At 32.1% G+C, this 21,053-nt stretch carries 17 protein-coding genes; 3 read left to right on the forward strand and 14 right to left on the reverse strand.

The window, feature by feature from the left end:
* Window positions 1-118: 118 nt before the first annotated feature.
* The 13 genes from CLPA_RS16340 to CLPA_RS16400 form a co-directional block, all read right to left on the reverse strand.
* On the reverse strand, window positions 119-1,222 hold the full coding sequence (locus CLPA_RS16340; RefSeq protein ID WP_003446477.1) for an iron-containing alcohol dehydrogenase family protein: 1,104 nt from the start codon (window positions 1,220-1,222) through the stop codon (window positions 119-121).
* Window positions 1,222-2,331 (reverse strand): histidinol-phosphate transaminase, encoded by a 1,110-nt coding sequence (gene hisC / locus CLPA_RS16345; protein ID WP_003446475.1) that lies wholly within the window; start codon window positions 2,329-2,331, stop codon window positions 1,222-1,224. The genes CLPA_RS16340 and hisC overlap by 1 nt, the downstream gene beginning before the upstream one ends.
* Window positions 2,332-2,551: 220 nt before the next feature.
* Complete coding sequence (locus tag CLPA_RS16350) at window positions 2,552-3,868, reverse strand: nitrogenase component 1 (protein ID WP_003446473.1); 1,317 nt, start codon at window positions 3,866-3,868, stop codon at window positions 2,552-2,554.
* Window positions 3,868-5,337 carry a nitrogenase component 1 gene (locus CLPA_RS16355; RefSeq protein ID WP_003446471.1) on the reverse strand — a complete coding sequence of 490 codons (1,470 nt, stop codon included), beginning with the start codon at window positions 5,335-5,337 and terminating at the stop codon, window positions 3,868-3,870. Before CLPA_RS16355 ends, CLPA_RS16350 begins: the two co-directional genes overlap by 1 nt.
* Window positions 5,338-5,382: 45 nt before the next feature.
* The gene (locus CLPA_RS16360) at window positions 5,383-6,273 is read right to left on the reverse strand and encodes a radical SAM protein (protein WP_003446469.1); all 891 of its coding nucleotides are present in this window, start codon (window positions 6,271-6,273) and stop codon (window positions 5,383-5,385) included.
* A 227-nt stretch (window positions 6,274-6,500) separates the two neighbouring features.
* Window positions 6,501-7,808: an O-acetylhomoserine aminocarboxypropyltransferase/cysteine synthase family protein gene (locus CLPA_RS16365; protein WP_003446468.1), complete on the reverse strand. Its 1,308-nt coding sequence runs from the start codon at window positions 7,806-7,808 to the stop codon at window positions 6,501-6,503.
* Between the two features lie 173 nt (window positions 7,809-7,981).
* Window positions 7,982-9,298 carry a nitrogenase component 1 gene (locus CLPA_RS16370; protein ID WP_003446466.1) on the reverse strand — a complete coding sequence of 439 codons (1,317 nt, stop codon included), beginning with the start codon at window positions 9,296-9,298 and terminating at the stop codon, window positions 7,982-7,984.
* Window positions 9,298-10,767 (reverse strand): nitrogenase component 1, encoded by a 1,470-nt coding sequence (locus CLPA_RS16375; protein WP_003446463.1) that lies wholly within the window; start codon window positions 10,765-10,767, stop codon window positions 9,298-9,300. The genes CLPA_RS16370 and CLPA_RS16375 overlap by 1 nt, the downstream gene beginning before the upstream one ends.
* A gap of 182 nt (window positions 10,768-10,949) precedes the next feature.
* Window positions 10,950-11,897, reverse strand: coding sequence for a cysteine synthase A (gene cysK / locus CLPA_RS16380; RefSeq protein WP_003446461.1), 948 nt, complete (start codon window positions 11,895-11,897; stop codon window positions 10,950-10,952).
* Between the two features lie 71 nt (window positions 11,898-11,968).
* Entirely contained in the window at window positions 11,969-12,922 is a 954-nt protein-coding gene (locus CLPA_RS16385) for an ABC transporter ATP-binding protein (protein WP_003446459.1), read from the reverse strand.
* Window positions 12,923-12,953: 31 nt separating this feature from the next.
* Complete coding sequence (locus CLPA_RS16390; RefSeq protein ID WP_003446458.1) at window positions 12,954-13,772, reverse strand: ABC transporter permease; 819 nt, start codon at window positions 13,770-13,772, stop codon at window positions 12,954-12,956.
* 263 nt (window positions 13,773-14,035) lie between these two features.
* On the reverse strand, window positions 14,036-14,914 hold the full coding sequence (locus CLPA_RS16395; RefSeq protein ID WP_003446456.1) for a hypothetical protein: 879 nt from the start codon (window positions 14,912-14,914) through the stop codon (window positions 14,036-14,038).
* Between the two features lie 23 nt (window positions 14,915-14,937).
* Window positions 14,938-17,187 carry a bacterial Ig-like domain-containing protein gene (locus tag CLPA_RS16400; protein WP_003446454.1) on the reverse strand — a complete coding sequence of 750 codons (2,250 nt, stop codon included), beginning with the start codon at window positions 17,185-17,187 and terminating at the stop codon, window positions 14,938-14,940.
* A gap of 614 nt (window positions 17,188-17,801) precedes the next feature.
* Here CLPA_RS16400 and CLPA_RS16405 point away from each other — a divergent pair.
* The 3 genes from CLPA_RS16405 (at window position 17,802) to CLPA_RS16415 (ending at window position 19,718) form a co-directional block, all read left to right on the forward strand.
* A complete protein-coding gene (locus CLPA_RS16405) occupies window positions 17,802-18,341 on the forward strand; it encodes a hypothetical protein (protein WP_003446452.1) in 540 nt (179 codons plus the stop codon).
* Between the two features lie 263 nt (window positions 18,342-18,604).
* The gene (locus tag CLPA_RS16410) at window positions 18,605-19,513 is read left to right on the forward strand and encodes a 4Fe-4S binding protein (RefSeq protein WP_003446450.1); all 909 of its coding nucleotides are present in this window, start codon (window positions 18,605-18,607) and stop codon (window positions 19,511-19,513) included.
* A complete protein-coding gene (locus CLPA_RS16415; protein WP_003446448.1) occupies window positions 19,506-19,718 on the forward strand; it encodes a hypothetical protein in 213 nt (70 codons plus the stop codon). The genes CLPA_RS16410 and CLPA_RS16415 overlap by 8 nt, the downstream gene beginning before the upstream one ends.
* A gap of 147 nt (window positions 19,719-19,865) precedes the next feature.
* On the opposite strand, the gene CLPA_RS16420 is transcribed toward CLPA_RS16415, so the two are convergent.
* Window positions 19,866-20,936, reverse strand: coding sequence for an ABC transporter substrate-binding protein (locus CLPA_RS16420; RefSeq protein ID WP_003446446.1), 1,071 nt, complete (start codon window positions 20,934-20,936; stop codon window positions 19,866-19,868).
* Window positions 20,937-21,053 lie beyond the last annotated feature (117 nt).

Raw genomic sequence — 21,053 nt, forward strand, 5'->3', positions numbered from 1 at the left:
TGTAAAACGGCTTTTTAGCTATTATATAAATAAAAAAGTAATTCTGTTTTATTACATAAAAGTTAAATAAATTAATTATTCAAAAAATTACCATTCTTAAGAAAATCTTATGGTATCTTTATACTATAGCTTTCAACTTTAAACTACTACTTCCTAGTTCATCTACTTTGGTAATTGCTTTTATAATTAGATCCTTATTCACTTGAAAATTTAAATTTTCTAATTCACTGGAATCGAAATTTACACTATCAGCAATAATCTGTATTTTATCATGGATATTATCTTTTATTCCCAATTGACCCAATGTAACTGGTAATTCTAACTTATTAAGTAAATTAATAAGTCTTGCTATTTCCTCTTCACTTTTTCCTTCTAATACAAATTGAACAATCAATCCAAAGATAACTTTTTCACCATGCAAAGTTCCCTTAGTATCTGGAATATAAGTTAAGCCATTATGAATGGCATGTCCTATAGCCGCCCTATGCTTTCCTCCATTTATACTTCCAACCAATCCTGCTAAAATTATAATAGAGTCAACTACATCTTTATATTGACTTTTTACATAGCTTTCTTTATGCTGTACATGTAATTCATCAGCATATTTTTCTAATATATTAAGAGCTAATTTTGCTGTTTGAAGACCAATTCTCAAAGATATATCACTATTATCTGATAGATGTGGTGCAGCTTCATACCATTTTACAATGGTATCTCCAATACCTGCATTTAAATATCTAGCAGGAGCCTCTGATATTATATTTGTATCTGCTAATATGAGCTTAGGTGATTTTTCCAATAACAAATAATCAATATGTTCGCCCTTATCATTATATATTACAGATAAAGCGGACCAAGCTGCACAAGTTGCCGCAATAGTTGGTATTGTTACTACAGGCAAATTTGTCTTTTCACCTATAGCTTTAACTAAATCTAATACTTTACCTCCACCAATACCAATGATTATATTTACTCCTAATCTATTAGATAGTTCAGCATATTTATCTATATTAGCAAAAGTACAATATCCACTAAATTCTTCAATTTCATATTTGATTTTTTCACTATTTAGGCTTTCAAAAACACCTGGCCCAGCTATCTTTAAAGCTGTTTTACCTCCAATAACCAAAGTATAATTTCCAAGCTTTGCGATATATTCACCAGCATGCTGTAAAATATTTTCTTCATTAATATAGACTTCTGGTGCCTTAATTTTTATCATTATATCACCCTCTCAAAATATTTTAAAGCAACCTTCAATTCCTCAATTAGCAACTTATTCTCTTTAGGTTTACCAATTGTAATTCTAAGCCAAGTTGGCATATTGTATTCAATACCAGCACGAACAGCAATACCTTTTTGTAGGATTTTATTTGATATTTCAGTACTGTCTTCCTCAACATTAACCATAACGAAATTAGTTTCTGTTGGTATATATTCAAGACCTATTTCATCAAACTCTTTGTAGAAAAATTCTTTACCTATATTATTGTTTATGACACATGATTCTCTAAAATTTTCATCCTCTAAACTAGCTATAGCAGCTACTTGTGCTAACCCATTAACATTAATAGGCAATCTTATTTTATTTAATTCTCCAATTAAATTTTCATTTGCAATTCCATATCCTATTCTAAGTGCAGCTAACCCATAAACCTTAGAAAAAGTTCTTAAAACTATTATATTATTATACTTATCTACTAATGAAGCAGTCTGAGGATAATCTTCATGTGTAACAAATTCGTAATAAGCTTCATCCAACACCACTAATATATTTTTAGGTATTGAATCTAAAAAGTTTATTAAAGCTTCTCTACCAAAAATAGTTCCTGTAGGGTTGTTGGGATTACATAACCATATAATTTTAGTTTTACTATTTATTTTATTCTTTACTTCATTTAAATCGATTGCGTGATTCTTTAACGGAATCTCAACAGGGATACCATCCATGGCCAAAGTTACAACCTTATACCACCCAAAAGTTGGTATTGGTATTATAGACTCATCTCCTGGATTAACAAATCCTTCTGCTACTAAATTAATCAATTCAAAAGATCCATTACCAAAAATCAATTGATTTTCATTAAAATTATAAGTATAAGCTAATTTTTTTCTAAGTTCAGTACATTGACCATCTGGATACAGATAGACTCCCTTTAATCCCTCTTCTATTGCCTTTAATGCTAAAGGAGATGGTCCCATAGTATTTTCATTTGCCGAAAGTCTCAAAATATTGTTAAGTCCAAGTTCCTGCTGTATTTCCTGAAGTGTTTTAGCAGGTGCATAAGATAGTATATTATCCAATGCTTTTCTACAACTAAGTTCTGACATATAATTACCATTCCTTCCAAAAATAAATATTAAAATTAACTAATAAAATTTATGGTTTTATTACATTCCCAGTGTAATAATCCTATATATTAAACCCTCTTCATAAATCCCAATACTTTATCAATTTAAATTTTATAAATAATCTATAAATATATAATTCTAAATAAATTTATCTATATATAAATACCAAGTAAAAGTTTATAGAACTATAATAAAAATTTTACTGAAAATCCTGCAATACTGCTGAATAAATATCTTCTGTTAATCTAAGTGCACCTTCATATCCCAGATATGATCTGCTAAGTACCATTCTGTCACTGACAGGTGCTGATATAGAAAGCTGATAGCCCTTAACCTCTCTTGAAATTACTCTATCCCAACCACTGCCCAATATAAGCGGCTTTGTTCTGAATTTAGTATTTCTTAAATAGTTTTTTATATTTCCACTATCACTGGTAAACTGAATATCCCCTATATTAGAACTAGGGTTTTCATTAAAATATTCTTTTATTTGTTTATGATACTCTTTAGGTACATCGTCTGTAATAAACTGTTTATCACCTAACAACCCCAAATCATTTGTTAAAAATTTAGAAATACCTAGTGTATAAGCACTATCTGCTATAGTAATAAAATGCTTTGGCAAAAGTCTGGTTTCAAGTAAAACATCTGCTGCTCTTTCTATATAATAGAAATATCTATCCTCCTGCTTTTTTATCACTTCTTCAACAACATTATCATCAATATGAAGAATTTTTCCTATAGTCCTCAAAAATTTACCTGTTTCTGTTGGTCCAATAGGAAGTGTTTCATAGTGTAAATAAGGAGTGCCAAACTTCTCTTTAAGGTGAATAACATTCTTAAGTCCTACCCATGGAGATATTAATAGATTATATTGAGCTTTTGGCACATCATTAAGGGCCTTTAATCCATTACCTGGTCCAAAAATAATATTGGCTTTAACTCCTATCTGAGATAATAAATCTTTTATTGTTTCATAATTTCCTGCCCAAAAGGTATCCTGATAAGGTACGGTAGCCCATATATTTATAAGTTTTTCCTCTATTTCATCTGACGGCTCTAAATATTGATCTATAATAGCATCCATAATCAGTTCATGTCCTATGAAATTACTTCCTTTAAATCCTCCTGTTTCAGCATATATTATAGATTTCTCCCCATTTTTAAATTCTTTAACAATTTCAGGTACATTATCTCCTACAATATCAGAAGTGCAACCAGTTAATACTACGTAAAGCTCTGCATCCATTACTTTAAATGAATTTGAAATAACTTTACGTAATCGATTGCCTCCTCCAAAAACTACCTCTTTTTCTCCTACATCAGTACAGGGTATTGAATGCCCTCCCATATAACCAGTTCCCTGGCATCCATTTTGCAGTCCTAAAGTGGACCATATTTTTGCAGCACAGCCTGGTCCGGCATGTATTATTGGAACTGCTTTTTCTATAGCAAGTACCGATTCATATCCCCCAAGGGTACAAACATGTCTTAATTGTTCAACTACCTCACTCATTATTTCACCTCATCTTCAAGAAATTTAAATGTATCCTGTTGAAACCACCAGGAAGTATAAGGTAGTTTAACTCTTTTTGATAGACTAAGGGCAAGATTATTGTTTGCTAAAGCATCTATTATCCTGTATCCTAAATCTATTATTCCTCTATAGCCAAAGGCACTAAATTCATCTGCTACCATTACAGAGGGAATACCCATTTTAGTTGGCCATACAGTAGTACCAGGATGTCTTGATAAGTATAAATCTGGTTTTAATTTATTAAGCAGATTTAATATTTCAAAATTTTGTTGATCACATACACTTATTGGTGTATCATATTCCTTTTCAGACAATTCAATAGTAGATTCAGGTATACTACCATGATCGTACTCCTGATCAAAATGCCAAGAAGCACCCCATATTACTTTAATACCTAATTCTCCAAGTACTCTAATATAATTATGAGAAAAACTTGGGCCCATGCCTACTACTGCAGTCTTTCCCTTCAGCTTTTCTTTTATTTCTTCTAGTTCAGGTGCTATTTTTTCTTTTTCCTGCTTTATATATTCCTCTATCTCTTCTACCTTTCCCACGACTTTTCCCAATTCACGAAGCCAATTATCCATACCGGCAATTCCATGGGGCTGCAAAGATCTTATATAAGGGACTCCATACTTTTGTTCTAATCCATTTCCAAAATAACTGCCAAGAGTACCACATATGCTCATAGTTGCTGCTGACTCAGACATTTTAGATATATCTTCTATAGTTGAAAAAGGTATTCCAAACTTAGGAACAAGGCCAAAATTTGACAATATTTCTGCTACATAATCACGACCACTACCATTAAAAGTTAACATATTAATGATCTCTGGGTGCTTTTCTTTTGGTGGTTTTACTATTCTAGTAAGTAAAGCATGAAATGCTGCATCAAAGCCAGAGGCCCATATCTTTGATCTGAATCCTTCACAAAAAACTGGTACTACCGGTATATTTATCTGTGCTTCTATTTCATCTGCGACACTTTTTACATCATCACCAATAATAGCTGACGCACAAGAAGTAGTTATAAAGATAGCTTTAGGACTAAATCTCCTATAAGCTTCCCATATTGCATCCCTTAATTTTTTCAGTCCGCCAAAAACAGTAGTTTCCTCTGTCATATTAGTATTAATGACATTCACATTTCTCTTTTCAAGATCTCGTATATTTTGACCCCAAAGAAAATTAGTATTTTCTCCAATAACATCTGCTGAACATCCCTTAGCTCCATGATTTACAATAGCTGAATCCATTATACGTGCTAAGTATCCTTGCGCACATCCAGAACTGCAGTTAGTAGCCTGACTAAAACATCTTTCTTTATTTTTAAGGCATCCTGTTTTAGCCTTCTTTACAAGATCCTTTATAGTTCCCGTATATCCAGTAATTGATCCAAGCCTACCTTCTCTAGTAACAGCTTCTATTCTCTTAATATTTATAGTCATAAACTCTCATCCCTTTATACACAAAATCATTTAAATTCTAACCCATTAACCATGTGAAAAAGTTTCAAGTTTTTCATTTATAACTCCGTAAAGTTTTAAGGAAAGATCTTCTTTACCTGGTATTCCACATGCATCTGCACGGCAATGTTTGCAATGTCTAAATACTCCAAGGTATTTTTCAGCAGTTACTCTTGCTTTATCTAACTGTTCACAAGTAGGTGCTGGAATATGACTTAAATCGTGTTGTGGTATTAAAGGTATAATATTATATAAAGTAGCTCCTGCTTCTTTCACAGTTTTCGCTATCTCCTCTATATGTTCATCATTAACAGTTGGAATAAGCACAGAGTTTACCTTTACTACTACACCTAAACTGCTTATTTTAGCAATTCCCTTAAGTTGGGCTTTTATAAGTATGTCTGCAGCCTCTTCCCCATGATATATCTTGCCATCTAATACTATATGAGATATAATCTGACTTTGAATCTTTGGATCAACTCCATTTACAGTTACTGTTATAGTTCTCACTCCAGCATCGTAAATATCCTGAGCATAACGTTCAAGTAACAATCCATTTGTACTTAAGCATTTAACAAGGTCAGGATAAGCTTTGTCCACAAGTTTAAAGGTTTCAATTGCCTGTGGTGTTGCCAAAGTGTCTCCTGGTCCAGCTATACCTACTACTGTTATTTGAGGGCAAAGTTCCAATGCTCTTCTAATAGTATCTACAGCATCTTTAGGATCTAATATTCCATTGGCAACTCCCGGTCTCTCTTCATTACTATTGCAATCTCTTTTGCAAAATTTGCATTGTATATTGCAGGCTGGACTTACTGGAAGATGAATTCTTCCAAAATTATGATGAGCTTCTCCTCCTAAGCAAGGATGTATTTTGGAAAGATGGGAAAATCCTGAATCTTTATTTGGTTTTAACATAAAATTCCCTCCTAATAGTTTTAATATAAATTTTTTCAATTTTATTGAATGCACAAATTTCTTTGGAATCAAAAATAGACTAAGCCCCATCTAATAACGTTATAGATAGAACTTAGTCTCCAGTTTTTCTGGTAAACTAAAATCACTAATTCCAAGCATTCATATTTGTTTTATTGAAATTATTATAATTCTTATTTTTAGATTTGTCAAATATTAATTTTATTTTTTTATTTTTCTTCTATAAAATTACCTTTAGCTTTTGCAAGGGCTTGTTCTAAATCTTCTATTAAATCCTGCACATTCTCTATTCCAATGGATAGTCTTATTGCATTAGAAAATGCTCCAGCTTTTGCCTTATCTTCATCAGTCAATGATCCATGGGTAGTTTCTGATGGTTGGGTAGCTAAGGACTTTGAGTCGCCCACATTTACAAGGAAACTAAAGACTTTCAAACTATCAAGAAATACATCTATTTCTTCTTGATTTCCATTAAATCCAAAGGACAATATGGAACCAGCTCCCTTAGGAAGATATTTTTCAGCTAATCCTCTATTTATATCATCCTTGAGACTAGGATGACTTACCCAAGAAACTGACGGATGATTAGAAAGGTACTTAGCAATTTCCTCTGTATTTCTAACTTCTCTATCCACTCTTACAGATAGAGTTTCAATACCTTGAAGAATTAAAAATGCATCAAAAGGACTGAGTACTGCACCAAAATTAGATAAATAATGTATTCTTATTCTTGTAGTAAATACTGCTTTCGGAAATAATTCATATAAGTTCTTGTTTTGTGCTTTATAATCCGGTCGTGTAAAGTGAGGGAATTTACCGTTATCCCAATTAAATTTGTCATTTTCTACAATTAATCCTCCTAGAGTATTGCCATGTCCACCTAATGCCTTTGTAGATGAATATACAACTATATCCGCACCAAAATCAAAAGGTTTTAAAAGATATGGCGTAGGAAAAGTATTATCAACTATAAGCGGAATTCCATTTTCATGTGCAACTTCAGCTACTTTTTCAATATCTAGTACATTTATCAATGGATTTCCTATAGTCTCAGCAAATATTGCTTTTGTATTAGGTGTAATAGCTTTTCTATAAGATTCAGGGTCATTAGGATCTTCTACCCAATTTACTTTTATATTAAGTTCTGGCAGTGTATACTTTAATAAATTAAAAGAGCCCGCATATAATGCAGCTGGTGCAACTATTTCTCCACCGCCTTCTGCTACATTTAATAAGGCATAAGACACTGCAGCCATACCTGAAGCAACTGCAATAGCTGATGTTCCTCCTTCTAGAGCTGTTATTCTCTGCTGAAGCACATCTAAAGTTGGATTCCCACTTCTGCTATATAAAAATCCTTTCTCCTCATAATTGCGTATTCTTCTAAGCCTTTCTATATTACCAATATTAAAAGAAGCAGTTTGATAAATAGGTACTGTTGAAGCATAGTTATGTTTTTCTGGATCATATCCTCCTCGTAATTGTAAAGTTTCAAATCTATAATTTTTTTCTGACATCTATAAACACTCCTTAAAATCAATAATTTATTAAAAACTAAAAGTTGTTAAACCTTTAAAAAGAAATAACAAGCCAAATACTTTAGTTGGCTAGTTATTTCTTTTAAACGTATCTTAGGCATCTTTAAAAAATATCCATCGTATCTTCGACTTGTTACTTATCTTCACATACCTTATTGAAAATCGTCTAAAACCACTGAATAAATATCTTCTGTTAAATTAAGTCCACCTTCGTACCCTACATAGGAATGGCTTAATACCATTCTGTCACTAGTTGGAGTAGCAATTGACAATTGATATCCCTTTAATTCTCTGGTAACCACCCTATCCCAGGCACTTCCAATTATTAAAGGTTTATTTCTAAGCTTTAAATCCTTTAAATGTTCTCGAACACTTCCACCATCATTTGTAAACAAAACTTCTGCAGTAATATTATCTGTAAATTTTGTAAATTCTTTACCAACATCTATTTGATATTCTGCTGGTGTGTTATCTGTAATAAACTGAGTCTCAGGTATTAATCCCAGATCATTAGTCAGAAACCTTGAAATGCCCAGTGAATAAATACTATCTGCTATGGTAATAAAACGTCTTGGAATCAATCTAGTTTCCAGCAGTGAGTCTGCTGCTCTTTCAATATAGTAGTAATATCTATCTTCTTGTTTTTTTATTACATCTTCAACAGTAGATAATTTTACACCTGCAAATTCTCCAACTGTTCTTAAAAATTTAGAGGTTTCAGTAGGACCTACCGGTAAAACAGGATAATGTAAATATGGAGTTCCAAGTTTTTCTTGAAGATGTTTCACATTTTTAAGACCAACCCATGGAGAAATAAGTAGATTAAATTCTGCTTGAGGAACTTTATTTAACGCTTCAATTCCTCCACCTAAGCCAAATATAACATTAGGTTTAAGTCCTATAGATGAAATTAATTCCTTTATTTGTTCAATATCTCCTGCCCAAAAAGTATTTTGATAGGGAACTACAGACCAAATATTTACTAATCCCTTTTCTACGTTATGTGCGGGTTTTAAATACTGATCAATAATAGCATCCAATACAATTTCATGTCCTTCTAAATTACTTCCTTTAAAGCCACCCGTTTCTGTATAAACAATTGGCTTACCTTGATCCTGGAATTTCTTTATTAGATCAGCCACATTATCTCCTACAATATCTGACGTACATCCCGTTAAGACCACAAATAAATCTCCATCCATAACTTTAAATGTATTTTCTACTACACTTTTCAACTTATCTATACCACCAAATACTACCTCTTTTTCTGAAACATTAGTACATGGTATAGAATGACCTCCTACATATCCGGAACCCTGACATCCATTTTGTAATCCTAAAGTAGTCCATAGCTTTTGTCCGCATCCTGGACCTGAATGTAGTATAGGTACTGCCCTGTCAATAGCCAATACTGATTCAAAGGCTCCAAGAGTACACACGTGTCTTATTTGTTCAACTGTTTGAGCCATTATTTCGCCTCACTTTCTAAGAATTTAAATGGATCCTGTTCAAACCACCACTGTGTATATGGAAGTTTAATTCTCTTTGAAATATTACGAACAAGACTTGTATTAGTTAATGTATCGATTATTCTATGACCAAACTCTATAGTTCCATCATATCCAAAAGCACTATACTCGTCATTTACCATAATTGAAGGAATACCCATTTTAGTTGGCCATATTACTAAACCTCCATGTCTTCCTATATATAAATCAGGTTTTAACCTATTTAGCAAATTTAATATTTCATGACTTTGCTGATCACTTACACTTACAGGTATATCACTTTCCTGCTCATTTAGAGTTGATGAACATTCAGGACAACCACCATCATCATGTTTTGAATCATAATGCCAGGATGTACCCCATACAACTTCGAGACCCAATTCCTGCAATAACCTGATATAATTATGAGAAAAACTAGGTCCCATTCCAACTACTACTCTTTTACCCTTAAGTTGTTCTCTTATTTCTTTTAATTCAGGAGCTATTCTTTCCTTAGCTTCTGCAATATATTCTTCTACTTCTTTTTCTTTTCCCACAATCTTTCCTAAAGCTCTTAACCAGCTATCCATACCTGCAATTCCATGAGGCTGTAATGCTTTTACATAGGGAACACCATAGCTCTGTTCAAGAGCATTACCAAAATAGCCACCTAAAGTACCACACAGACTTATAGTTGCTGCAGCTTCAGACATTCTTGATATTTCTTCAATACTGCTATATGGTATTCCAAATTGAGGTACAAGACCTAAACGTGAGAATATCTCCTTTACACTTCCACTTTTACTAGCAGAAAAATTAATAACATTTATTAATTCTGGTCTCTTTTGTTCTGGTGTTTTTACTATTCGTGTAAGTAACGCATGAAATGCTGCATCAAAACCTGATGCCCAAATTTGAGATTTAAACCCTTCACAATAGACTGGTACTACAGGAACACCAACCTCTTCTTCTACTTCTTGCACTATACTATCAATGTCATCTCCAATAATACCAGAAGCGCAGGAAGTAGTTACAAAAATTGCTTTAGGATTAAATCTTCTATAAGCCTCCCTTACACCCTCTTTAAGCTTTTTACTTCCGCCAAATACAGTAGAACCTTCTGTCATATTAGTATTTACAATTTTTATATTTGTAAATTCCCAGCCTCTCATATTTTGTCCCCATTTTAAATTGGCATTTGCACCTGCAGTATCACCAACACATCCAATAGGTGCATGATTGACAACTGCAGCATCTGTTATAGATGAGAGATAAAATTGTGCACACCCAGAACTACAGCTGGTGGTTTGGCTAAAGCATCTTTTTGAATTTTTTAAACACCCTTCTTTAGACTGCTTTACTAAATCTTTTATAGATCCCTTGTATCCAACAATTGATTTAAGTCTATTTTCTCTTATAATTGCCTGAGTACGTTGTAAATTTATTGCCATTTTTATGCCTCCTAATATACAATAATTTTTATCCCCATAAAATAAAATTGCTCAATTTAAGTTTAATATAGTCATACAAAACTCTATATTTTATAACATATCTTAAATATATAGACTAATATAAAGTCACTGCAAAAAAATAATTTTATATTAAACATATATAAATACTATGAAATACTCTATTATTTTATAATACGTAGATGAGAAAATAATAGTGTAGATAAATACCTTTCCCCGGTATCTGGTAACAATACTACAATACTCTTTCCTTTATTTTCTATTCTTTGTGCAATTTTCATTGCAGCAAATACAGCTGCCCCCGATGACTTTCCAACTAATAAGCCTTCAGTTTTAGCCAATACTCTTGAAGTTTCAAATGCCTCATTAGATTTTACTTTATATATCTCATCTACTATGTTCAAATTAAATATAGTAGACATAAGACCTGCTCCCAGACCTTCTATTTTATTTAAACCTTTTGAATCACCTGGAAAAACAGATGAATCAAAAGGTTCTACTGCAATAACTTTCACATTAGAATTTCGCTTTTTTAAAACTTCTCCCACTCCAGTAATAGTTCCTCCTGTACCTACCCCTGCAACAAATATATCAACTTTTCCATCTACATCTCTCCATATTTCCTCACCTGTAGTTTGTCTATGCATAATAGGGTTTATGGAATTTTCAAATTGATTTGGAATGAAAGAATTTGGAATTTGATCTGCTAATTCTTTAGCTTTTCTTATTGCGCCCTTCATTCCGTAAACCTCTGGTGTTAAAATCAGATCAGCACCTAGTGCTTTAAGTAAATTTCTTCTTTCTATGCTCATAGTTTCTGGCATAGTCAATATGAGTCTATAGCCTTTTGAAGCTGCAACAAAGGCTAAAGCAATTCCCGTATTCCCACTAGTTGGTTCAATTATAACTGAATCTTTATTTATTATTCCTTTATCCTCAGCATCCCTAATCATGGCATATCCGATCCTATCTTTAACGCTTCTTGATGGATTGAAATACTCTAATTTTGCAATTATTTTCGCTTCCAACCCTTTATATTGACTATAGTTAGATAGTTCTAATAATGGAGTATTTCCAATTAAATCAACCAGCTTTTTAGCTATTTTTGACATTTGATGTCCTCCCAGATTTCCAATCATAACTTCATTTTTTAATAATTTTTACCACTAGTGAAATAAAAAAGTTATAAATCTACTGTAGGAGATATTTCCTCAGCAATATCACGATTTTCATTTATCACCTTGGTTTTCTCGTTACCCTCAACATTATGAAGTAATTCCCATACCTTATGGCTTAACCAGTTAAAGTCTGGCGAATTTTTTACATCTCCAAGTTTTCTAGGTCTTGGCAGATCTATGTCAATAATTTCTTTTACCATTCCTGGATTGGCTGACAAAACTACAACTCTATCTGCTAAGAATATGGCTTCATCTATGCTGTGAGTTATAAAAATTATAGTCTTATTAGTCTTCTCCCATATTCTTAGAAGTTCTTCCTGCATGGTTTCTCTTGTCTGAGCATCAACAGCTGCAAAAGGTTCATCCATTAAAAGTACTGATGGATTATAGGCTAAAGATCTCGCTATAGCTACTCTTTGCCTCATACCACCCGATAATTCATGAATATATCTATCTTCAAATCCATTTAATCCAACCAGATCTATAAACTCTTGACTAATTTCTTTTCTTTCCTTTTTAGGAACCTTTTTTAATTCTAATCCATATTCAATATTTTTGCGTACATTTCTCCAAGGAAATAAGGCATATCCTTGAAGTACTATACCACGATCCAATGCTGGTCCAGTAACTAATTTACCATCAATATATAGCTCTCCAGAAGTTGGCTTTGAAAGACCTGAAAGTATATCTAAAAATGTGGATTTTCCGCATCCGCTGGGTCCTACTATAGTTATAAATTCACCTTCGCGTATTTCTAAATTAATATCTTTAATTGCTGTAAATTCCTTTACACCCTTTTCTCCTCGATTTTTAACTGTGAAAGTACGAGTTATATTCTTAGCTAAAATTTTTATCTCCTTTTTATTTTTTTTTGAATTAACATTATTGTGTACACCAGTTCTTTTTTCTTTCTCATTGACAAAAACATTTTCCTTTAATACTGTATTTTCTCCACTCATATACGTACACTCCCTTTTATATAATAAATTTTTACATATTTGAAGAATCTTCTTTCCATGTGATTACTAGATTTTCTATTACAGTCAACAACTTTTTCATTCCAAGTCCAAGTGCTGCAATAACAACTGCTGCAGCGTACAATCTGTCAATATTGTAATTTACTTGTGCATTTAATATTAGCCAACCTAACCCCTTACTTGCACCTATCATTTCTGCAGCAATGAGCATTAAAAATGAAGTACCCACAGCATTTTTAAGTCCTGCAAAAATTAAAGGAGCTGCACCTGGTAAAACAATTTTATAAAAAAGAGAAAATTTAGGTGTAGCCATAGCCTTTGCTCCTTTTAATATAACAGGATCAATATTTTTCACACCATTAATTGTCTGAAACAATACTGACCATATAGATGTCCAAAAGATTATTGCTACTTTTGCTACTTCTCCAATTCCAAAGAACAACATAAATATAGGAAAAAGTGTAAAAGGATTAATTTGTGAAAGAACCTGTAGTAATGGATCTAACAATTCCTCAAATTTTTTGAACCATCCTCCTAAAAGAAATCCCAGTGGTGTTCCTACTAATACTGCCAGTGCAAAGCCTTCTAATGCCCTTATAAAACTTGCCTGTACGTGAATAAGTAAATCTCCATCTGCTAACATTTTCCCAAGATATACTACAATCTCAGATACCGGTGGTATAAACTGGCTATTTATAACTCCTATTTGAGGTAATACTTCCCATAAAATAAAAAAGACTATTATGGCTATAGACTTTCTAGTAAAAACTTGCAGTTTACCCACTACATCTGACTTTTTTTTGCTTGATTTTTCAATTGTTATAGCTGACATATAAAATATATCCCCCTTATATAAATAATTTTTTATTGCTTAAACCATTGATAATAATCATTTATTCCTTTATTTATGTAATCATTAAGAATTCTCCTCCTCTTAATACATAAAATAAAGAGACCAAGTTTTCTCAAATTAAATTTTAGAAAACCCAGTCTCCAGTTATTCTGGTCAACTTTGTATTAATATATCATTCCTATCTGTTTAGTATACAATACTACAATTTTTAACAGATGTCAATACTTTTCGATAGTTATTTATTATGGATTTTTGCTTATAGATTTTACTGTTATAACTTTAAAATATTTACCATCAGCATCAGGACCTGGATTGGTTTTAGTGTTTCCATTTAATATCCCTGTTACAGTAACTGGCACTGCTTTCATCTTATTAGATCCATTATTTTCTTTAACCTGTGCTTCAACTATCTCCCATGCACTTAATTGAGAACCTTTCCCATTAAATACCCATTTACCATCAGATCCTTTATTATCTGTTGAAATATTTCCATCAAAATAGTAGAAAACCCATTGTCCATTTTGCTCAAAGGTTATTCCAAGCCCTGACAATGCCATCAATCTCATGTATATCATAGAAGCAGTATCTTCTTTAAGCCCCGCTGCAAAATCATCCTCTGTTGTAATATATCCTTTAAAGGTCTGAATGGTTTGCGTCGATGTTTTTGGCGTTGGTGTTTTTACTGCTTGTGCTGATGTTTTTGGTGCTGGTGTTGGTGCTTTTGGTGTTAGCGCTGGTGCTTTTGGTGTTGATACCTTTGCTGATGGTTGAGATTGTTGTACATCAGACTTTGTTGTTAAAGAAGACTGCTTATCTCCACTATCTTTCGATGTGGATGATATATTAGATTGATTATTACCAGCATTAGTTACTGCTAATTCATTTTGAAAGTTAGTATTATTTTTAGATGAATTTACGGCACTATTATCTGCCACTTTAGATTCATTATCACTAATTTGTGATGAAACATTATTATTGCTCTTACTAGATTGAGTAGTCTTATTTTCTACATTTTTATTATTCCTTGATGATAGATTATTAGTTTTACCACATCCAACACTTGCTATTAACAAACATATTATTAAAATTGCAAATAAAAAATACTTTCTCTTTATTTTCATTTATATTACCTTCCTAGGCTATTTTAATTTTTAGTCATTGAATTTACAGTTATTACAGGGAAACTTTTTCCATCAGCATCAGGTCCAGGATTAGTTTGAACATTTCCATTTAATGTACCTGTTACAGTAACTGGCACTGGTTTCATTTTATTAGCTCCGCTATTTTCTTTAACTTGTGCTTCAACTATTTTCCATGCGCTTAACTGAGAACCTGTTCCATCAAAGCTCCATTTACCATTATCTCCATTAGTATTATTTGTGGCAATTTTACCATCAAGATAATAAAAAACCCACTTCCCATCTTGCTCAAAGGTTATTCCTAGTCCTGATAGTGCCATCATCTTCATATATACCATAAAAGCAGTATCTTCCCCAAGGTTAGCCGCAAAATCATCTTCCGTTGTAATATAGCCTTTAAAAGTTTGTACTTTAGGTTTTACATCAATTGTATAATTAACTGTTTTGCCGTTAACATTAATGCTTAATACTTGTTTACTCAATGGCTTTGAGCTATCAAACCCTGTTATATTGGCTACTGCTATTGGTATTACTGATTTACTTCCATCACTATAGGTTCCTGTTATTTCTAACCCTGCAATATTCAATTTGTCTCCTACTGAGTAAATTAATTTAGCCGCTGGTTTTGTTATAGAAATATTATTTAGAGTCAAAGCATTTCCTGTAGAATTAATATCCACTGTATAAGTAGTTGTCTTTCCTCCTGCCGTAATTGTCAATATTTGATCATTAGCAGTCTTCGAGCTATTAAATCCAGTTACATTTGCTGCGGTTATTGGTATTACCGACTTACTTCCATTACTATAGGTTGCTGTTACTTCTAATCCTGAAATATCTAATTTGTCTCCTACCGAGTAAACAAGTTTATCAGCAGGTTTTGTTATCGCTATACTATTTAGCACTGAAGTTTCCTTTATGGATGATGCTTTTATTACAGGATAATATATTCCATCTGCATCACTCCCTGTATTAGTAGCTTTATCTTCAGTCAGCTCTCCTGTAACAGTAACAGAGATATGGCTAGCTTTTGTAGTATTTTGTACAAGATTCCAGGCATCTAGCTGTGAATCAGTGCCATCAAACTTCCATTTACCATCTGCCCCATCATTATTATCTGTAGCAAATTTCCCATCAAGATAATAAAATTTCCATCCATTATTTTCTCTAACAGCTATACCTAGTCCTGATCTAGCCATAGTTTTCATTAATATCATAGACTTTGTATCTGAGCTAGGATCGATTCCCCCTATTCGAGGATTTACAAAATCATCTTCTGTTGTAATATATCCTGTAAATGTCTGAGTGCTTGGAATTGGTGTATCTCCATCAGATGTCTTAACTATTCTTATTTCTACAGCTTCAAGTCTTAAACTTTTTCCAGTAGTTCCTGCTTCTGCTCCATCCGATACCCAGGGCTGCCATCCTTTATTCTGTACATGTGCTCTATACTGAACACTATATCCCGGTAAATTTTCTAAAGATATTTTTATGGCTTCTGTTCTTAAACTTTTACCTTCTGTACCTGCTTCTGCTCCATTTGATTTCCATGATTGCCATCCTTGATTTTGTACATGAACTTGATAATTTATTTTTGCGTCTTTAGGTGCATTGACAAGACTTATTTTTAATGCTTCTAACCTCAAAGATTGTCCATCTGTTCCTGCTTCTGCCCCATTTAAAACTGATGACTGCCATCCTTGATTTTGTACATGTGCCTGATAACTAACTCCTATATTACTATTTTTAACTATTCTTATTTCTACAGCCTCAAGCCTTAAACTTTTTCCCGTAGTTCCTGCTTCTGCTCCATCTGATACCCAGGGCTGCCATCCTTCATTCTGTATATGTACTCTATATTGAACACTATATCCCGGTAAATTTTCTAAAGATACTCTTATGGCTTCTGCTCTTAAACTTTTACCTTCTGTACCTGCTTCTGATCCATTTGATTTCCACGATTGCCATCCCTGATTTTGTACATGAGCTTGATAATTTATTTTTGCATTCTTAGGTGCATTAATAAGATTTATTTTTAACGCTTCTAATCTTAAAGACTTTCCATGCGTACCTGCTTCTGAAGAATTTGAAACTATTGACTGCCATCCTAAGTTTTGTACATGGGCCTGATAATTAACTCCTATTTGTGCTTCAGAATGTATATCATTATTATGTGCTTGTACTACTGGTGTAGTAAATAATCCTGAGGTCACTATTGCTGCAGAAAGCAGAATTGCTATTATTTTCTTTTTGTTCATTTTTTATTCCCCCATCTTATGATTTTTTGTAAATAAAAAGGCTGGCCGTTTTATGAAAAATAAATCTTTCATAAACAAGTCAACCTCCAGTATTTCTGGTTAGCACAACTCTTTTACAATAAAAGAGAAAACAATATTATACCTATTTGATTAATGTGATTTAATATTAAGAGATTATATTTTATTTGTCAATAAAAATATATAATTTTATTTTTATTTTATGTAGATATAATGCAGATAATATGAATAATTTATGAATATTACTTTATTAATCAACCAATTTTTACTTAGTATAAATCTGTTGGTAAATTAAGATAATTAAAAGAAGACTAACAAAAAAGTCTTCGATAAGTAAAATATTTAAAATAAGTTTTATTCATAAAATATTAATAAATTCTACATTATAATTACACATAAATATAATTTTATCATTGACAATAAAACAATAAAGTAATAAAATCTTACAAAAGGCACATTAAAAATATAGAAATAGCATGCACTTGTTTTTATTTGAACTGACCAGAAAACTGGAGGTTAGGATTATCTTAATTGATTATCCTAGCCTTTTTTGCATATAGAATATTTCACAATAATCATACAGGGAGATGATCATAATGAAAAAAAGATTTTTCAGAGTATTCATATTTATTACCGCATTTATATTAATTACTTTATCAACAATAGGTTTAGGATATTATAAAAAGGCAACAGCCTTAGAACAAAGTTCAAATTTTAAAATTGAAGTCAGCAATAAAAGTGATAATAAAAATATATCAAAGACTACAATAGTGGATATAGCTCAGCAGGGATTGCCTAAACAATTAATCCAGCCTAATGTTCAATCAATTAAAGGTACTATTGTAAATAAAGATAGAGAAGATATTTCCTTACAATTACAGTATAAAGATTTTGACGGAAAAATATCAATAAATTCTAAAATGGATAAATCCTTTGGAGTAAATGGTAATTTAAATACTGTATTAAAAGCAACTGAAGAATTCAATATAACAGTTTTATTGAATATACCTAGAAATGTAACAAATAGACATTTAGTAACTGAGGGAATTATAAATATAATAAATTTGAAAAATAACAGCATAATTGGGACCATACCTATCAAAATTATCAATTCAAATACTGCAGATAAACATTGAAGCAAGTTCTTAATTCAGGTTGGGATTCTTTTATCCCATCTGAATTTTAGAACTACAAATGCATGGCTTACTTGGCGTTGAACTCCCACTTGAAAAAAAGCAGAGAACCAAAATCTTTTTTTTGATTTTGTGTGAATCGCTTTCACAGAGTGCAAGCAGAGAACCAAAATCTTTTTTTGATTTTGTGTGAGGGCTGCACAGAGTGCGTTGGAGACTTACGCCAAGTTAGTCAGGTGAAAAATTTATAGGAGGATTATAAAATAATGATAGAAATAAAAAGAAGTAATAAATTTTTAATTAAAAGAGGACTATGGTATTTATTAGGAATAATTCTGTTCTATGCCCCTTTCGCTTTATATGAAAAGCTATTGGGAAAATTAATACCTAATGCTGCGAACTCTCCAGATATCCATTCAATATGCCTTCGAATACCATTACTATATCTTTTTACAGGTAAGGGCATACAGTTTATGTCTGTTGTATTTATAACAGTAGTTTTATTCTTTATTCTTACATTCTTCTTTGGTGCATTTTATTGTGGACGTCTATGCGCTGCAGGAGCTTTTACTGAATACTTAAGTCGTTTAGTTCCTGAAAAATTCAAAATAAATTGGTATAACACAATAAATCCAATACCTATTAGATACGGGTTTTTAGCTGGATATCTAATAACTCCATTTTTAGCTGGAAGTATTGCCTGTGCATTTTGTAATCTTTCCTTTTTACAAAGACTTATGAATGGGGGATTTTGGGGTAATTTTGGATTCCTTGGTTCAACTACAATTGTAACAGGATTTCTTTGGTTATTTGTTTTTGGAATATTCACTAAAGGTGGAAGAGGTTATTGTAATTTTATGTGTCCTGTAGGGGCTATACAGGGAATTGTACAAAGTATAAGCTCAAAATTTGGTTTTACTTTTAAATTAAAACTATCAAGAGAAAAATGTGTTTCCTGCGGATCCTGCGTAAAAACATGTCCAATGGGATCTTTACAAAAAAAGAACGGAGAAATAACCTATGAGATTCTTAATTGCATCACTTGTAGACAATGTGAAGCTACCTGCCCCAAAAATGCAATTTCTTATGGTATAGGGGACTCTGGATGGAGAAGTGGAAATATTAATGATTCTGATACTCTTACTCCTGAAATAAGGAGGGTTGTAAATGAATAGTAAAATGAAAGAAATCGGAACTGGAATTGGCATTGCCAGTGTAAGTATAGCTGCAACAAGTAATTTTATACCAGGTTTAGGAGCATGTACAGGAACCTGCGGGGCTTGTGGATTAAGTTGTATAGTTCCTATTGTAAGTATATCCTCTGTTTATTTATTTTCTACAGTAAAGAAGAAATTTAAAATTAAACATAATAAATTGTAACAAATAAATTTTTAAAAAAATTAGTGTCAATACTATTTTTAGTACTGACACTGATTAACAATTACAAATTAGTAGGTAGGTTTTAGTTGAGTTATAGACATTTTAATTATAAATATTATTCTTCTATAAATTATTGAAACTTGTAATTTACTTATAATATTCGTCTGTTACTAAATCTTTAGTAGTTAACTTTTTAGAGATTGAACCATTTTTTAATGATTCATCCAACCAAGGTTTTAGATACTTATCATTATCCACATTTAAAGTTTCAGCATAATAATGATTTCCACTAACTGGTTGCCCTATATGTTTTGCAGTTAAATCTGCTGCTTCTTTAGGATTATGATTTGCCCAAACTTGTGCTTCTGTCATTGCCTTAAGAAACTTTCTAGTTACATTTGGATTTTTAGCTGCCCAAGTTTTATTGACAACCCAATAGCTTAATCCTGCTGTTGGTCCAAGGCCAGTATCAAATGTATCTGCTATTTTAATATTTCCAGCTTTCTGCATTCCTGTATAGTATGGTGGATGTACCGCTGATACGTCAACTGTTCCCTGAGTAAGAGCCTGTATTGCTTGAACATCTGGCATTGTTACCCATTCTATTCTGTCTCTTGGAATGCCATATTTATCAGCTAAAATATTGCCTTCAAAATCCATACAAATATTGGCAGATATTGTTGTAAATTTTAATTTTTCGCCCTTTTTATAATTTACTAAATCCTTAAAAGTTTTTACTCCTGCTGCTTGAGCTTTTGGACTAACAAACCACCACATATGACGTAATTTAGGATCTATATCTTCAGATGCCGGATCTACTCCTGCAGCCCCAATTCCTATTATATTAGCTCCGCCTGCTATTGCTGGTGCATAAGTATTTGGGTGAAATGAATTTACATCATTATTTCCATTTAATATGGATGGAATTTGCTGAGCTGCTTGAGTTTCACCAGTATACACTACTTTTAAACCATATTTTTTTAAGAATCCTTTTTTGTCGGCAACAACCCATGGTGTAGAAGAACAATCCAATTTTGAAGAAGTTTTAATTGGAATTAATCCATCCTTATCAGGCTTTAATTCATCACCTGTGGATTTTGATGAAGATGCTGAGGAACTAGAAGACTGATTACCGCATGCGGTTGCTATTAAACTTATTAAGCATATGAGTGAAATTAAAGTTAATACAATTTTTTTGTTAAATTTTTTCTTTACCATTGAACTTATTCCTCCTAATTTTTTATATTGAACTATAAAAAATAGAGACCAAGTTCTTTCAATTTAAGAAAAAACTTGGCCTCTAGTATTTCTAGTCAACCAAAATTTATTTTATAT

The sequence above is a fragment of the Clostridium pasteurianum DSM 525 = ATCC 6013 genome, assembly GCF_000807255.1.
Taxonomy (GTDB): domain Bacteria; phylum Bacillota; class Clostridia; order Clostridiales; family Clostridiaceae; genus Clostridium_I; species Clostridium_I pasteurianum.

What these genes read in the sequence shown, in the direction of transcription:
- CLPA_RS16360 (WP_003446469.1), bottom strand. Translation starts at nt 6,273, where the DNA reads ATGTTAAAACCAAATAAAGATTCAGGATTTTCCCATCTTTCCAAAATA.
- cysK (WP_003446461.1), bottom strand. Translation starts at nt 11,897, where the DNA reads ATGTCAAAAATAGCTAAAAAGCTGGTTGATTTAATTGGAAATACTCCA.
- CLPA_RS16405 (WP_003446452.1), top strand. Translation starts at nt 17,802, where the DNA reads ATGAAAAAAAGATTTTTCAGAGTATTCATATTTATTACCGCATTTATA.
- CLPA_RS16375 (WP_003446463.1), bottom strand. Translation starts at nt 10,767, where the DNA reads ATGGCAATAAATTTACAACGTACTCAGGCAATTATAAGAGAAAATAGA.
- CLPA_RS16385 (WP_003446459.1), bottom strand. Translation starts at nt 12,922, where the DNA reads ATGAGTGGAGAAAATACAGTATTAAAGGAAAATGTTTTTGTCAATGAG.
- CLPA_RS16340 (WP_003446477.1), bottom strand. Translation starts at nt 1,222, where the DNA reads ATGATAAAAATTAAGGCACCAGAAGTCTATATTAATGAAGAAAATATT.
- CLPA_RS16365 (WP_003446468.1), bottom strand. Translation starts at nt 7,808, where the DNA reads ATGTCAGAAAAAAATTATAGATTTGAAACTTTACAATTACGAGGAGGA.
- CLPA_RS16390 (WP_003446458.1), bottom strand. Translation starts at nt 13,772, where the DNA reads ATGTCAGCTATAACAATTGAAAAATCAAGCAAAAAAAAGTCAGATGTA.
- hisC (WP_003446475.1), bottom strand. Translation starts at nt 2,331, where the DNA reads ATGTCAGAACTTAGTTGTAGAAAAGCATTGGATAATATACTATCTTAT.
- CLPA_RS16395 (WP_003446456.1), bottom strand. Translation starts at nt 14,914, where the DNA reads ATGAAAATAAAGAGAAAGTATTTTTTATTTGCAATTTTAATAATATGT.
- CLPA_RS16415 (WP_003446448.1), top strand. Translation starts at nt 19,506, where the DNA reads ATGAATAGTAAAATGAAAGAAATCGGAACTGGAATTGGCATTGCCAGT.
- CLPA_RS16355 (WP_003446471.1), bottom strand. Translation starts at nt 5,337, where the DNA reads ATGACTATAAATATTAAGAGAATAGAAGCTGTTACTAGAGAAGGTAGG.
- CLPA_RS16400 (WP_003446454.1), bottom strand. Translation starts at nt 17,187, where the DNA reads ATGAACAAAAAGAAAATAATAGCAATTCTGCTTTCTGCAGCAATAGTG.
- CLPA_RS16370 (WP_003446466.1), bottom strand. Translation starts at nt 9,298, where the DNA reads ATGGCTCAAACAGTTGAACAAATAAGACACGTGTGTACTCTTGGAGCC.
- CLPA_RS16350 (WP_003446473.1), bottom strand. Translation starts at nt 3,868, where the DNA reads ATGAGTGAGGTAGTTGAACAATTAAGACATGTTTGTACCCTTGGGGGA.
- CLPA_RS16410 (WP_003446450.1), top strand. Translation starts at nt 18,605, where the DNA reads ATGATAGAAATAAAAAGAAGTAATAAATTTTTAATTAAAAGAGGACTA.
- CLPA_RS16420 (WP_003446446.1), bottom strand. Translation starts at nt 20,936, where the DNA reads ATGGTAAAGAAAAAATTTAACAAAAAAATTGTATTAACTTTAATTTCA.